Annotated in this window: 12 protein-coding genes; 10 read left to right on the top strand and 2 right to left on the bottom strand. The window is 65.6% G+C overall.

Going from position 1 to position 14,082, the window contains the following annotated elements; translation table 11 throughout:
• Positions 1-50: 50 nt before the first annotated feature.
• Both ACWPN8_RS25800 and ACWPN8_RS25795 read right to left on the bottom strand, forming a co-directional pair.
• Positions 51-1,664 (bottom strand): sensor domain-containing diguanylate cyclase, encoded by a 1,614-nt coding sequence (locus ACWPN8_RS25800; protein WP_492242803.1) that lies wholly within the window; start codon positions 1,662-1,664, stop codon positions 51-53.
• A 353-nt stretch (positions 1,665-2,017) separates the two neighbouring features.
• Positions 2,018-3,004 (bottom strand): AraC family transcriptional regulator, encoded by a 987-nt coding sequence (locus tag ACWPN8_RS25795; RefSeq protein WP_492242802.1) that lies wholly within the window; start codon positions 3,002-3,004, stop codon positions 2,018-2,020.
• Between the two features lie 107 nt (positions 3,005-3,111).
• Here ACWPN8_RS25795 and ACWPN8_RS25790 point away from each other — a divergent pair, with 107 nt between their 5' ends.
• The 10 genes from ACWPN8_RS25790 to ACWPN8_RS25745 all read left to right on the top strand — a co-directional run bounded on the left by ACWPN8_RS25790 (position 3,112) and on the right by ACWPN8_RS25745 (position 14,049).
• Positions 3,112-4,281, top strand: coding sequence for an MFS transporter (locus ACWPN8_RS25790; RefSeq protein WP_492242801.1), 1,170 nt, complete (start codon positions 3,112-3,114; stop codon positions 4,279-4,281).
• A 180-nt stretch (positions 4,282-4,461) separates the two neighbouring features.
• Positions 4,462-4,914: a MarR family winged helix-turn-helix transcriptional regulator gene (locus ACWPN8_RS25785; RefSeq protein WP_109446558.1), complete on the top strand. Its 453-nt coding sequence runs from the start codon at positions 4,462-4,464 to the stop codon at positions 4,912-4,914.
• A 92-nt stretch (positions 4,915-5,006) separates the two neighbouring features.
• Positions 5,007-5,924: an efflux RND transporter periplasmic adaptor subunit gene (locus tag ACWPN8_RS25780; protein WP_492242800.1), complete on the top strand. Its 918-nt coding sequence runs from the start codon at positions 5,007-5,009 to the stop codon at positions 5,922-5,924.
• Positions 5,925-5,934: 10 nt separating this feature from the next.
• Entirely contained in the window at positions 5,935-8,034 is a 2,100-nt protein-coding gene (locus ACWPN8_RS25775; protein ID WP_492242799.1) for an FUSC family protein, read from the top strand.
• Positions 8,031-8,240, top strand: a complete 210-nt coding sequence (locus tag ACWPN8_RS25770) for a DUF1656 domain-containing protein (protein ID WP_098738583.1) — start codon at positions 8,031-8,033, stop codon at positions 8,238-8,240. The genes ACWPN8_RS25775 and ACWPN8_RS25770 overlap by 4 nt, the downstream gene beginning before the upstream one ends.
• A gap of 58 nt (positions 8,241-8,298) precedes the next feature.
• The gene (locus tag ACWPN8_RS25765; RefSeq protein WP_492242798.1) at positions 8,299-9,654 is read left to right on the top strand and encodes a sensor histidine kinase; all 1,356 of its coding nucleotides are present in this window, start codon (positions 8,299-8,301) and stop codon (positions 9,652-9,654) included.
• A complete protein-coding gene (locus tag ACWPN8_RS25760) occupies positions 9,651-10,661 on the top strand; it encodes an NADH-quinone oxidoreductase subunit B family protein (RefSeq protein WP_492242797.1) in 1,011 nt (336 codons plus the stop codon). The genes ACWPN8_RS25765 and ACWPN8_RS25760 overlap by 4 nt, the downstream gene beginning before the upstream one ends.
• A gap of 4 nt (positions 10,662-10,665) precedes the next feature.
• The gene (locus ACWPN8_RS25755; protein WP_492242796.1) at positions 10,666-12,129 is read left to right on the top strand and encodes a nickel-dependent hydrogenase large subunit; all 1,464 of its coding nucleotides are present in this window, start codon (positions 10,666-10,668) and stop codon (positions 12,127-12,129) included.
• A 623-nt stretch (positions 12,130-12,752) separates the two neighbouring features.
• A complete protein-coding gene (locus ACWPN8_RS25750; RefSeq protein WP_492242795.1) occupies positions 12,753-13,496 on the top strand; it encodes a hypothetical protein in 744 nt (247 codons plus the stop codon).
• Positions 13,462-14,049 carry a hypothetical protein gene (locus ACWPN8_RS25745; RefSeq protein ID WP_492242794.1) on the top strand — a complete coding sequence of 196 codons (588 nt, stop codon included), beginning with the start codon at positions 13,462-13,464 and terminating at the stop codon, positions 14,047-14,049. The genes ACWPN8_RS25750 and ACWPN8_RS25745 overlap by 35 nt, the downstream gene beginning before the upstream one ends.
• Positions 14,050-14,082 lie beyond the last annotated feature (33 nt).

Below are 14,082 nucleotides of genomic sequence, written 5' to 3'. Positions count from 1 at the left end.
GCGGTGGAAGCGGCGTGGGGGGACGCCATGAGTGTAAGACCGGGCAACCCCTAGGCGGAGCCAGCGCCGGCTGCATCGACTGACGCCGGAACCGGACGCCCGTGCAGGCCGACCTGCCCGCGTCCATTGCGCTTGGCGGCATACAATGCCTGGTCGGCATAGCGCAGGACCGTGTCGAAATCCGTGTCGTCGACCGGCCACAGCGCCATCCCGATGCTGCACCCGATGCCGATTTCCGCTTCCTCCATCCTCATCGGCGCCGACAGCGAGGCGATGATGCGGGCCGCGACCTCCTGTGGCGTCAGCCAGTCGGCCTGTGGAAGCGCCAGACAGACCAGGAACTCGTCGCCACCGAGCCGGATGACCTCGTCGCCGTCACGCACGCAGTTGAGCAGCCGGCGCCCGACCTCCGCCAGCACGGCATCGCCGACATGGTGCCCGTGGCGGTCGTTCACCGGCTTGAAGCCATCCAGGTCGATGCAGAGCGCCGCCACCGTCGGGCGCCTGCCGGGCGGCAGGTCGGCCAGTTCCCGAACCCTGGCTTCGAGGTAGCGGCGATTTCCCAGTGCGGTGAGCTGGTCCTTGTAAGCGAAGCCGTGCAGGGTGGCGCCCATGTCGTGGATCGCCTGCGCGGCGTTGCCCATCTCCCGTGTCTGGAATCCGGCTGCGGCACTCTTCGCGACGGAATCGATCCGCCCCGCCGACAGGTCGGTGGCGGAGCGCTGGAGATCACGCAGCCCGCGCAGGACAAGGATGTCAAGCAGGAACCAGACACCGGCAACGATCGTCGCGACGACGCCGGCCAGGATCGCGATTCCCCACATGATCTTGCCGTTCACTTCGTCGAGGACGAGATCGCGTGGCACCCCGACAGCGATCCGCCCGCCGGTGTCCTCCAGAGTCGCGAAGCCGATGATCAGCGGCTGATTTTCGAAACCGGGACGCTCGATGATGCCGCGGTCGGCCCGGAAGATCGCGCGTGTGACGGGATGGTCGGCCATGGGCTGGCCAATCAGGGCGCGGGGCCCCGGTTCGCGCGCCAGGATCGTTCCCTCGCCGTCGAACAAGGTCACCGTGGTGCCGGGAGCCTCCGCGGCCTCTCTCGTCAGGTCGCCCAGCCATTTCAAATCCAGTCCGGTCAACAAAACCGCCTTGACGGCACCGTCCTTATCGAGAAGGGGCAGGGCGGCGGCCAGAAGAGGCTTGCCGGAGCCTCGCCCAATGCGGAAATTGCTGGTGCTAAATGACTTCGTGGCCAGCGCCAGCGTGAAGTAATCCTGATCCGCCACGGTCGTCACCGGGCTGCCGCCAAGTCCCGTCCGGCAGAGGATCCGGCCGTCGGGGGCGGCTACGGCAAAGCCGGTGCTCCAGGTCTGGAACGACATGGCCCTGCGCAGGGGCGGGCCGCAATCCTCGGACCTGTCCCCACGGACCTCGGGGATCAAAGCCAGCGTCTGCAAGGTCTCGCGAACCCGCGCGATGGCATCGGCCTGCTGGGATGCGCCTTGTTCGGCGAGCGTCAGAACACGTTGACGGGCATGCTCGATGTCGGCGTTCCATTGCTGCAGGTAGAGCGACAGAACAAGACCAACCAATGGCAAGAATGCGGTTATGATGAAAATTTCGAGTCGGACACGCAGACCCATACCGCCCCAGATATTCATTATGGATTTTCTTATAGACCCAATGAACATGTCAGTTCCAGAACGGCAGGAGTATCTCGATGACGCAGGTTCAAAACACCACAGGTAAGCGGTTGAGCAAAGAGACTGGAGTTACAGTTGCGCTGAAGCGTCCGCGTTCCGAAGGGACGCACCGGAACCATCCATAGTGCCGGTTGGAGAGACCGTATGCCTTCGGGATTTCAAAAATGCCAGTTCTTCTTGTTAAATCTGCTCATACTTCTCGCAACCCGGCCATGCTGTCGAGCCCCGGCCGATCATTGGCATCTTTGAGTTGCGATAAAGTGCATCGTTTAGCTCTTCACGAATAAAACACATAATTTACATTATGGAAATTATGTCGGTGAGCCGGGCGATCTGTTGCGTGCCGCCCCCGGCGGTTGTCCCGTCACCCGTTTGAAGGCGCGGCTGAAAGCGGCCTGCGAGCCGTAGCCCAAGCGGTATGCCGCGGTCTCTATTGGCATGTTCTCGCGCCCGATCCATTGCGCGGCAAGCCGCATCCGCAGTTCGGTGACATACTGGAGCGGCGTCATGCCGGTGACCGCCAGAAAGCGTTCGGCGAAGACGGACCGCGAGCTGCCCATTTCGGCGGCCAACTGGGCGACGGTCCAATCGCGGCCGGGATCGCGGTGAAGCGCTGCGATGACACGCCCCAGCCTGGGATCGCGCAGCGCTTCCACCCAGCCGCGGGCGTCGCCGCAGCCGCATTCGACCCAGCCGCGCACGATGAAGGCCGACACGACGTCGGCCAGCCGCGCCAGGATTCCGGCAAAGCCGGCACGTTCGGTCCGCGCCTCCCGTTCCATCGCCTCCAGCATCGGAAGGATTTCCGGATAGCGGTCGAGCAGGGTGCCGACCAGCATCACCTCCGGCATGAGGCCGATCAGCGGATGCATGGCGCCGAGGTCGAATTCCATGCAGCCGCTGAAGATCACCGTGTCCTTGCTGCGGCAGGTGTCCGCCGGGCAGGATTTGATGCTGCCGACCGTTTCACACAGCGCCGCTTCGTCGAAGCCGCCCAGATCCAGACCCTGCCCGTCTGCATCGGAGACCAGATCATGGGCACCGCCCCGCGGCAGCAGGACCGCGTCGCCGGCATGCAGTTCATGCAACATCCCCGTCCTGCCGCGCAGGATGGCGGTTCCGCAGGCCACGAAATGGAACTGCGCCCTCCCCTCGTCCCGGCCGAAGCTGATGCCGAACGGCGGAGCGAACTGCATCCGGCGGTACCTGACCCCGTAAAGCCGCATGCCGAGCAACAGCTCGCTGACAGCATCGCGCAGCGGAGGTGCCGAGGATTGTCTGGGGACGGGTAGGGACATGTCCAGACTTTCGATCAAAAACTCCGGACGGTATGGCATGGATCGTCCGGCGCTTCAAGCCTACCCTGCAACGCAGCAAAAACACCTTCAAACGAGGGGAAAGAGACATGAGTGATGTGACGAAGCCGGCCTGGGGCGCGGTTTTCGCGATGTCCATGGGCGTGTTCGCGCTGGTCGGAGCGGAGTTCCTGCCCGCCAGCCTGCTGACGCCGATGGCGGCCGATCTCGGCGTTTCGGAAGGGCTGGCGGGACAGGCGGTTACGGCCACCGCGGCCGTTGCGCTGGTGACCAGCCTGCTGATCGCCACTGCGACCCGCAGGGTCGACCGGCGGATCGTGCTGATGGCATTTTCCATGCTGCTGATCGCCTCCAATCTCGCAGTCGCCTTCGCGCCTAATCTGCCGGTCCTCCTGGTCGGGCGCGTGCTGCTGGGCATAGCGATCGGCGGATTCTGGACCATGGCCGCGGCGACCGCGATGCGGCTCGTTCCACCCGACCTGGTGCCCCGCGCCCTGTCGATCATCTTCAGCGGCGTGTCGGCGGCAACGGTGTTCGCGGCTCCGCTCGGCAGCTATGTCGGCGGGTTGATCGGCTGGCGGCCCGTCTTCCTGCTTGGCGCCGTCCTCGGGCTCCTTGCCCTGGCGGCACAGGCGGCGACGCTGCCGCGCATGGCGCCGACCGGACATGCGCGGCTGCGTACCCTGCTCGACGTGCTGACGCGGCCGGGCGTCGGCATCGGCATGCTGGCCGTGGTGCTGGTCTTCACCGGGCATTTCGCCTTCTTCACCTACATCAGGCCGTTCTTGGAAACGGTGACCAGCGTCGGGCTCGACGGCGTTTCCGGCATTCTCCTGGGCTTCGGACTCGCCAACTTCGTCGGAACCGCGCTGGGCGGCATGCTTCTGGAGCGCAACATGCGCCTGACGCTGGTCGCCATGCCGTTGCTGATGGCGCTGCTCGGACTGGGGCTGGCAAGTGCAGGCGGTTCGCCGGCCATCGACACGGTTCTGGTGACGCTGTGGGGGCTCGCCTTCGGGGCGGTTCCGGTAGCATGGTCGACATGGATCACCCGTGCCGTGCCCGACGAGGCGGAGAGCGCCGGCGGCCTGATCGTCGCCGCTGTGCAACTCGCCATCGCCACGGGAGCCGCAGCCGGGGGAGCCATCTTCGGTGTCAGCGGCGTGACCGGGGTCTTCACCATGGCCGGAGCGGTGCTGCTGATCGCCGTCCTGACCATCCTGCTCGGCGTCCGCACGCGGACGGTCGAGACCGCCTGAACATCGCGTCCCCAACCGATAAGCCCGGAAGGGAACTGTCTCCCGGCCCGCCGGTCGCCATGCAGGCGACCGGCGGGCCTTTGTGTTTTTGCACTGCGGCAATCCAGCCATGCGGCGAACGGGGCCTCGGGACCGCATCGGCCTCTTGCCGGATTTAGATAGCAAACCTATTAAATAGGGATGCTACAAGATAAGGCGCTGCGCCTTCCCCCGAATTTTGGCCTGCACCTGTTCCGCGCCTCCCATCTGTGGCGACGGGCGGCGAACAAGGTGCTGGCGGACAGCGGCTTTTCCGCATCGGCCATCACGCCGCTGATGCTGCTGGCCGAACTTGGCGACGGCTTGCGCCAGCGCGAGCTGGCGGAGGAGATGGGCGTCGAGGGCCCCTCCCTCGTGCGGGTTCTCGACGGGCTGGAAGGTGCTGGATTGCTGGAGCGGCGCGAGGATCCCTGCGACCGCCGTGCGAAGACCCTGCACATGACCGATGCCGGCCGGCACCTGCTGGTGCAGGTGAACGAGGCGCTGAACGATGTCCGACAGCGCCTGATGGCAGACGCGGCGGAGACCGACGTCGAGGCCTGCTACCGCGTGCTGTCCATCATCGAAACCAACGCCAAGCGTGAACAGACCTGATCGTGCCGTGTTCTCCGGGGATGCGCGCCATGGCCGGTTCCGGCCGCGGCGACCTCCGGTCGCATCGGTGCGGTGATTGAGGAACCAAGACCGTGACACTCTTTCCTTCCTTCCGGACGGTGGTCCGGATCGCCGTGACCCTGTTGGTGACCGTGGCGGCGGCCGGCGGCGGACTGTGGCTGTGGGATTACTACATGAACGAGCCCTGGACCCGTGACGGCCGCGTGCGTGCCGACATCGTCCAGGTGTCCTCCGACGTCGCCGGTCTGGTGACCGACGTCCGCGTGACCGACAACCAGCTGGTCCACAAGGGCGACCTGCTGTTCGTCGTGGATCCCGGCCGCTACAAGCTGGCGGTGGAACAGGCCCAGGCCAACCTCGACAGCGCCAAGGCGGAACTGGCCTATCGCACCGCAGAGGCGCGCCGGTACGAGCAGCTGGGCACCAACGTCGTCTCGACCGCCCAGAAGCAGGAGGTGGCGTCCGCCATGTCCAAGGCCGCCGCCGCCGCCAAGCAGAGCGAGGCGGCGCTGGATCTCGCCCGCTTCAACCTGGAGCGGACGGAGGTCAAGGCGACGGTCGACGGCTATGTCACCAACCTCCAGATGAAGACCGGCAACTATGTCGCCGCCGGTCAGGCGGTGGTGGCTCTGATCGACAGCCATTCCTTCTATGTCATGGGCTATTTCGAGGAAACCAAGCTGCCGCGCATCCATGTCGGCGCTCCCGTTTCCGTCCGCATCATGGGGGCCGCTGCCGACCTGCGCGGCCGGGTCGACAGCATCACCCGCGCCATCGTCGACCGCGACCGGGCGGAGGGCACCGGGCTGGTCGCCAACGTCAACCCGACCTTCAACTGGGTCCGGCTGGCCCAGCGCATCCCCGTGCGCATCGCGCTGGACGAGGTGCCGGACGGCCTGCAGCTGGTCGCCGGCCGCACCGCGACCGTGTCGGTGATCGGGTCTCCCGACAGCACGCCCAAGGTTGCCCAGCTGCCGGCCGGGCAGTGAGCGCACGGCCATGCCAAAAGCATCTTCCTGGGTCCCGACCCTGAACGAGCTGGTCTTCTCGCTGAAGTCCTTCGCCGCCTCCATGCTGGCGCTCTACATCGCCTTCGGCATGGGATTGCCGCGGCCCTTCTGGGCGATGCTGACCGCCTATGTGGTGTCGAGCCCGCTGTCGGGAACCGTGCGGTCGAAGGCGGTGTATCGCGTCGCGGGCACGGTCGTCGGCTGCATCGCCGCCATCGTCCTGACGGTCGAGCTGGTCAACGCGCCGGAACTGCTGTCGCTGGCGGTCGGGCTGTGGGTCGGCGGCTGCCTGTTCATCTCGCTGCTGGACCGCACGCCGCGCAGCTATGCCTTCATGCTGGCCGGCTACACCGCCGGCCTGATCGTCTTTCCCGGCGTCGCCAATCCGGAGGCGATCTTCGACACCGGGCTGGCCCGGGTCGAAGAGATCATCCTCGGCATCGTCTGCGCCACCGTCATCCACAGCGTCATCCTGCCACGCGGCATGGGGCCGGTCCTGCTCGGCAAGCTCGATGCTTCGCTGCGCGATGCGGAGCGCTGGACGCTCGACGCGCTGGAGCAGGTCGCTACCGACGCACGGTTGCGCGACCGCCACAAGATGGCCACCGACCTGACCGAATTGCGGGTGATGACCACCCACCTGCCCTACGACACCTCCGACCTGCGCTGGATGACCCGGCCGATGCGGGCCTTGCAGGACCGCATGGTCTACCTGCTGCCGGTGCTGACCGCCGTGCATGACCGGCTGGGCGCGTTGCGCCGCCCGGATGGAGCGATGCCGCCGGATCTGGCGCCGGTGGTGGCCGCGGTCCGCGACTGGATCGCCGCCGGTGCCGCCGCCGATCCGGCGGACGCCGCCCGGCTGATCGAGCGGCTCGACAGGCTGGAAGCGGCGGAATCCTCTCAGTCGGCGGACGGCTGGGAGGCCGCGACCCGCTTCAGCTTCATCCGCCGCCTGCGGTCGCTCGTGGAAATCCACCGCGATTGCCGGGATCTGCGGGCACATCTGGCCACGGGCGACCAGGCCCTGCCCGACCATCTCGATCCGCTGGCCCGCAAGCGGTCGCGCGGCGTCTTCCATCTGGATCAGGGGATGGCGGCATGGTCGGCGGCGGCGGCCCTGCTGGGCATCACCAGCGTCTGCGCCTTCTGGATCCTGACCGGCTGGTCGTCCGGATCGGCGGCGGCGATGATGGTGGCGGTCTTCACCTGCTTCTTCGCGTCCTTCGACGATCCGGTGCCGGGCATCCGCCTGTTCCTGGTCTATACGATGGCCTCGCTGCCGCTGTCCGCCTTCTATCTGCTGGTGGTGCTGCCATCCTTCGACAGCTTCCCGATGCTGGTGCTCTGTCTGGCGCCGACGCTGGTGACGCTGGGCATCTTCGTTGCGCGCCCGGCGACGATGGGCAAGGCGATGGCGCTGATCTTCGGCGTCGGCGGCTCGCTCAGCCTGCTCGACACCGGCAACGGCGATTTCGCCTCCTTCCTGAACAGCAGCATCGGACAGATCGTCGGCATCGTCGGCGCCATGCTGGTCACCCGCATGTGCCGGTCGGTCGGTGCGGCGTGGAGTGCCCGGCGCCTGCTGCACATCGGCTGGCGCGAGATCGCCGATATGGCGCGGACACGCGGGGTGCCGGCCAATGACGGCTTCGAGAGCCGCATGCTGGACCGCGTCGGCCTCTTGTCCGCCCGGCTGGCGCAGGCCGGTGGGTCCGTCGATGTCGACGCCATCGATGCGGTGCGCGACCTGCGGGTCGGGCTGAACATCGTCGAGCTTCAGCGGGCGCGCCCGGTGCTGGGCCGTGCAGGCGGAGCGGCGCTGGACCGGCTTCTGCGCGGCGTCGCCGTCCATTTCCGCGCCCTGTCGGCCAAGCGGCCCGACCCGGCCCCGGCCGAGCTGCTGGGCAGCATGAACGAGCTTCTGTCCGCCATCCGCATCGCCCCGCCCTGCCCCGAGCGCGACCGGGCCGTGGTGGCGCTCGCCTCGCTGCGGCGCAGCCTGTTCCCAGGCGCAGCCTTGCTGCCGCCGCCTCTGGCCAACGAGGAGGTCCCTCCGACGATGCATCAGGAAAGGGCACGCGCATGATCGGCGAAATCGATGTCTACGGCCTGTTCCTGCCGCCGCTGCTGATCATGGCCGTGGTCGCCTGGGCGGTGTCGGCGCTGTTGCGGCGGGGACTGCGCGCCATCGGCGCCTATGGCTGGGTGTGGCATGCACCGCTGTTCGACTTCGCGCTCTATGTGCTGGTGCTGAGCGGCCTTGCCGGCCTGTGGTCGGTCTGGTCGGCCTGACCCGTTCCGGCTGAAATCGTCCACACTGCGGGCCATCCGGCATGCTAGTCTTCCTGCCATGACCGCCCCGCTGTCGCAGCCCTTCTCCATCCCCGGCATCACGTCCGATGCCGACGCCGAGAGCGCCTGGATCGACGTGATCCGGAAGATGGACGAGACCTACGCCAATCTTGTGACGCAACAGGTGGAGCTGGAGCGCAAGAACGCGGAGCTGGAGGAGGCGCAGGCCTTCATCGCCAGCGTCCTCGGCTCCATGACCGACGTCCTGATCGCCTGCGACCGCGATGGCCGGATCGAGCAGACCAACCCGGCGGCCGAACGGGCGCTCGGTTGCGCCGGGCGTGACCTGACGGGACGGCCGTTGCGCGATTTCCTCGACCCGGCTTTCCATCCCGCCTTCGCCCGGCTGTGCAGCGCCGCCCTCCAGCGCGAGGAGGTCAGTGATGTGGAGCTGTCGCTGCGCGGCCCCACCGGCCCCTTCCCGGTCGCGGTCAACAGCACGGTTCGCTACGACCAGCGCGGCCATGCCATCGGGCTGGTTCTGGTCGGCCGGCCCGTCGGGGAATTGCGCCGCGCCTACCGCGACCTTGCCGCCGCCCATGAAGGGCTGAAGCAGACCCAGCAGCAGCTCGTCCATTCGGAGAAGATGGCCTCTCTCGGCCGGCTGGTGGCGGGCGTGGCGCATGAGCTGAACAACCCGATCTCCTTCGTCTACGGCAACGCCCATGCTATGCGCCGCTATGTCGACCGGATGACCGCGTATCTCGACCGCGTGCATGACGGTGCCGCGGCGCCGGAACTCGCTGGCTTGCGCAAGGAATTGCGCATCGACCGCGCCCGTGCCGATGCCGCTGCGACGCTGGACGGCATGCTGGAAGGGACGGAGCGGGTGCGCGACATCGTGGCGGAGCTTCGCCGCTTCTCGTCGGAACAGAAGCACGCCTCGGAACGCTTTGATCTGACGGGACTTTTGCGCTCCGCGGTCACCTGGGTCGCCAAGGCGCAGATGCCCGACTTGACCGTCGTTTTCGACCTGCCCGACACGCTGGATATCGCCGGCCATCCCGGCCATCTGCATCAGGTCGCGATGAATCTGGTCCAGAACGCCATCGACGCCATGGCCGGCGCTGCGGTCAAGCGGCTGGAACTGCATGGCCGGGAGGAGGCCGGAAAAATCGTCGTCACCATCCGCGACACCGGCCACGGCGTTCCCGATGCCATCCTGGCCCGCATCTTCGATCCCTTCTTCACCACCAAGCCTGTCGGCAAGGGCACCGGCCTCGGCCTGTCGATCAGCTACCAGCTGGTGCACGACCATGGCGGCGCACTGTCCGCCGCCAATCATCCGGAAGGCGGGGCGCTGTTCACCCTGACCCTGCCGGCCGCCGGTCAGCGCGAAGGAGCCGGACGATGAGAGAACGCCCGCTGTCGGTGCTGTGGCTCCAATCGGGCGGCTGCGGCGGCTGCACCATGTCGCTGCTCTGCGCCGAATCCCCGGATTTGCTGCTGCTGCTGGAGACCGCCGGCATCCGCCTGCTCTGGCATCCCAGCCTGTCGGAAGAAACGGGGGCGGAGGCAGTCGAGCTGTTCGAGCGCGTCCTGTCGGGGGCGGAGCCGCTCGATGTGCTGTGTGTCGAGGGATCGCTGCTGCGCGGCCCCAACGGCACCGGGCGCTTCCATGTTCTGGCGGGGACCGGCCGGCCGACCATCGACTGGGTACGCGATCTGGCCGCCGTCGCTGGCACCGTCGTCGCCGTCGGCACCTGCGCGGCCTTCGGCGGCATCACGGCAGGCGGCGAGAACATCGCCGACGCCTGCGGCCTGCAGTATGATGGCACGCAGCGCGGTGGCGCCTTGGGGACGGAGTTCCGCGCGCGTGGCGGCTTGCCGGTGGTCAATGTCGCGGGGTGCCCGACCCATCCGAACTGGGTGACCGAAACGCTGATGCTGCTGGCCGAAAACGCCCTCGCCGCTTCCGACCTCGATCTCTACCAGCGCCCGCGCTTCTATGCCGACCATCTGGTCCACCATGGCTGTCCGCGCAACGAGTATTATGAGTACAAGGCGAGTGCGGAGAAGCCATCCGATCTCGGCTGCCTGATGGAACATATGGGCTGCCTTGGCACACAGGCGCATGCCGACTGCAACACCCGCCTGTGGAATGGCGAAGGCTCCTGCACCCGTGGCGGGTACGCCTGCATCAATTGCACGGCACCGGGGTTCGAGGAGCCCGGACATCCGTTCCAGCAGACGCCAAAATTCGCAGGCATTCCCATCGGCCTGCCCACCGATATGCCGAAGGCGTGGTTCGTCGCGCTGGCCTCCCTGGCGAAGGCAGCGACGCCGGAGCGGGTGCGCCGGAACGCCGCCGCCGACCGCATCCTCGTCGCTCCCACCATCCGTCCCACCCGGAAAGGCTGATCGGGTGAGTGAAGCCCCAAACCGCCGTCTGATCGTCGGTCCTTTCAACAGAGTGGAAGGCGATCTTGAAGTCCGGCTTGAGATAAACGGCACAAGTGTCTCTGCCGCTTACGTAAATTCGCCGCTGTTCCGCGGGTTCGAGCGCATTCTGGAAGGGCGCGACCCAATGGATGCGCTGGTGGTCGCCCCGCGGATCTGCGGCATCTGCTCCGTCTCCCAGAGCCATGCGGCGGCGCTGGCGCTGGCCGGCGTCATGGGGCTGGAGGTGCCGCGCAACGGACTGCTCGCGACCAACCTGATGACGGCGACCGAGAATATCGCCGACCATCTGACCCATTTCCACCTGTTCTTCATGCCCGACTTCGCCCGCCCCGCCTACCAGGGCCGACCTTGGTTCGAGAGGGCGGAGGCGCGGTTCAAGGCCGCCCACGGCATTGCGGTGCGCAGTGCCACTGCGGCGCGGGCGGAGCTGTTCCATGTGCTGGGCATCCTGGGCGGCAAATGGCCGCACACCCTGACGCTCCAGCCCGGCGGCGTCACCCGTGCAGTGGATGCGCGTGACCGGGTGCGGCTGCTCGCCACCGTCCGCAGCTTCCGCCGCTTCCTGGAGGACAGCCTGTTCGGCGCGCCGCTCGACCGGGTGCTGGCCCTCGCAGGGCCGGAGGATCTGGAACGTTGGCGCATCTCCGGTCCGGCCGGCGACTTCCGTCTGTTCCTGGAGATCGCCGACGATCTGGAGCTTGCGGGCCTCGGCCGGGCCTATGGCCGGTTCCTCAGCCACGGCGCCTATGCCGAGCCGGAGGGCGGACATCTCTATCGCCGCGGCATCTTCGCCGACGGTCACGCCGGCCCCTTCGATCCGGATCGGGTGGCGGAGCATCACCGCTTCAGCTGCATGGCCGGGCAGGACCGCCCGCATCCGCCTTTCTCCGGTTCGACCGTTCCGGATGGCATGGACGAGACCGGCTACAGCTGGTGCAAGGCGCCGCGGCTGGATGGCATGCCCTATGAAACCGGTGCCATTGCCCGGCAACTGGTGGATGGCCATCCGTTGATCCGGGCGCTGACTGCACAGGATGGCGGTTCGGTGCGCAGCCGCGTGATCGCTCGTTTGCTGGAACTGGCCCGCACCACCGACGCGATGGAAGGCTGGCTGCGTGCCATCGATCCGTCCGCCTCATGGTGTGCGGCTTCGGAAATGCCGGACAGCGCGCAGGCGATTGGGCTGACGGAGGCCGCGCGCGGCGCATTGGGCCATTGGCTGCGGGTTGAACGCGGGAAGATCGCCTCCTACCAGATCATCGCCCCGACCACCTGGAACTTTTCACCGCGTGATCTGGACGGAGTACCCGGTCCTTTGGAGAAGGCCCTTGTCGGAGCCCCAGTTAGGGAAGGAGAACGCACGCCGCTTTCTGTTCAGCACATCGTAAGATCTTTCGATCCTTGCATGGCATGTACAGTTCATTGATTATTTTTACTTAATTATACTATAGGTGCCAAGAATACTAGAAATCCGCATTGAGGTTTTTCTTATGAGATGATGAAGGCAGCATAGGACATTACACTGACGAACATCAGCAGAGAGACCATCGGGGCCATTTTCAATCTCCTTGGGACCGGGGGTTCATTCCTTTCCAAAGGATCTACGCCTCGTCCGCATCGGGATAAACGCCCAGTTCCCGGATTCACCGTTCGGAGTTTTGGAACAATGAACGGTGCTTGCCGCCCGCCCCTGTCGACAGCGCGCCGACGATCCATCGCCCGCTGTGCCTCCCGCTCGCCGATGCCCAAAAAACGGGAAAAGAGCGAATTCTGCATCACGGCGACGGCGTCCCTGGAAGGTACAGGTTTTCACCTATGCTGACCGCGTCAGATTTTTAGAGGATTTCCTTCAACATTTGTTGGAACACTAAATCAGATGACGGATGAAGCGGACTTAGATCAGAAACAAAACCTCCTCTCCACACTTATATTATTCTAAATGATCGACGATAATTGTCATTATAAATCCTTGTTTTTTAAGAATCTGATTTAAAGTTTTGCATTGATCGGAAGCCCCGTTCCCGTGCGTCGATAAAAGGGGATGCTGCCATGACTGACCAGACATTCGCCGATCCCGCCCCATCGGTTGAAGAGACGCCGGCAATCCCGGAAAAGACGAAGGAACGCCTGCGGCACATTCTGGCTGGAGGACAGCGTCATTCGGCGGGTGCGGTCCAATTGATCGGACTGGGCACCCTGCGCGACCGGCTGGGCAAGCGCTGGGACATCGTCAAGGAGCGCATCTATGAGCAGACCGAACGACTGTTCGACCGCCATCTGCCTCCCACCGACGTCTGGCTGCGGGCCGACGAGGCGAACTATCTGGTGGTCTTCGCGACGCTCGACCGGCAGGCTGCCGAACTGATCTGCGGCAGGATCGTGTCGGAACTGCATCGGTTGATGCTGGGAAACAGCGACACGAGCCAGATAACCGTGCGCAGCATCGTGACCGAACTCGATGGCAACATCGCCGTCGAAGCGATGCAGCTCGATCAGTTGATTGCGAGAGCCGCCCTGCAGGGCGCCGCTTCTTTGCAAAACGAGGCGCCCGATGCCGGCGATGTTCGGACGGCTCCAGCCGCCAATGCGCACGAGGGCGGCAGTTTCCACCCAACCATCTGCTATCGCCCGGTGTTCGACACATCCCACAAGGTGCTGTCCACCTATGTGTGCCACGCCGATGAGGAAACGAAACGTATCCTGAATACCTTGTCGGCGGATGATGCGCGAAGCGAGGATTACAGATTTCAGAATCGATATGGAGCTCCTGAGCCAGTCGATAGAAATTTATGAGGAGTTGTACAAAAACAGCTTCCGCTATATCCAGAATCTTACGGTGAGCCTTTCGACCCTCTCGATTGGCCGGCACCGGCGGGAATACCTCGCTCGCTGCCATTCGATCCCGTCGCATCTCATACCCTTCATCGTATTCGTCATAGAAGGGGTTCCCTCCGGCGTCCCCTACAGCCGAATCTCCGAAATCACGACGATCCTGAAGCCATATTCGCGGGCCGTCCTTGTCCTGCTCGACGACGGAGCGCCAAATCTCGCGGCCTTCGCCCAGGCGGGCGTTCGCGGCATGGGCATAACGGTTCATGCCGGAGAACCGGATGCACGGGCAACCAATCGCCTCCATAACTTTGGCATCCACGTGCAGCGCCATGGCATGATCTTCTTCGTCGATGGCATCCGGTCGGCGGCCATGCTGCGAATCGCCGAGGACGCCGGGGCGTCCTATGTGGCGGGACCGCTGATCGGCCAGGACACCGACGTGCCCGGCCATATGAAGCGCATGACCGAACGGGAACTGATCCAGAAATCCGCCAAGACCACCCGTCACCACTGACCGGCAAGCTTCCAGCCATACTGGCAAGCTGGT

The sequence above is a fragment of the Azospirillum sp. UENF 112521 genome (assembly GCF_058780665.1).
The sequence above is the reverse complement of the archived record's forward strand: the minus strand, read 5'-3'. Positions and strand labels throughout refer to the sequence as shown.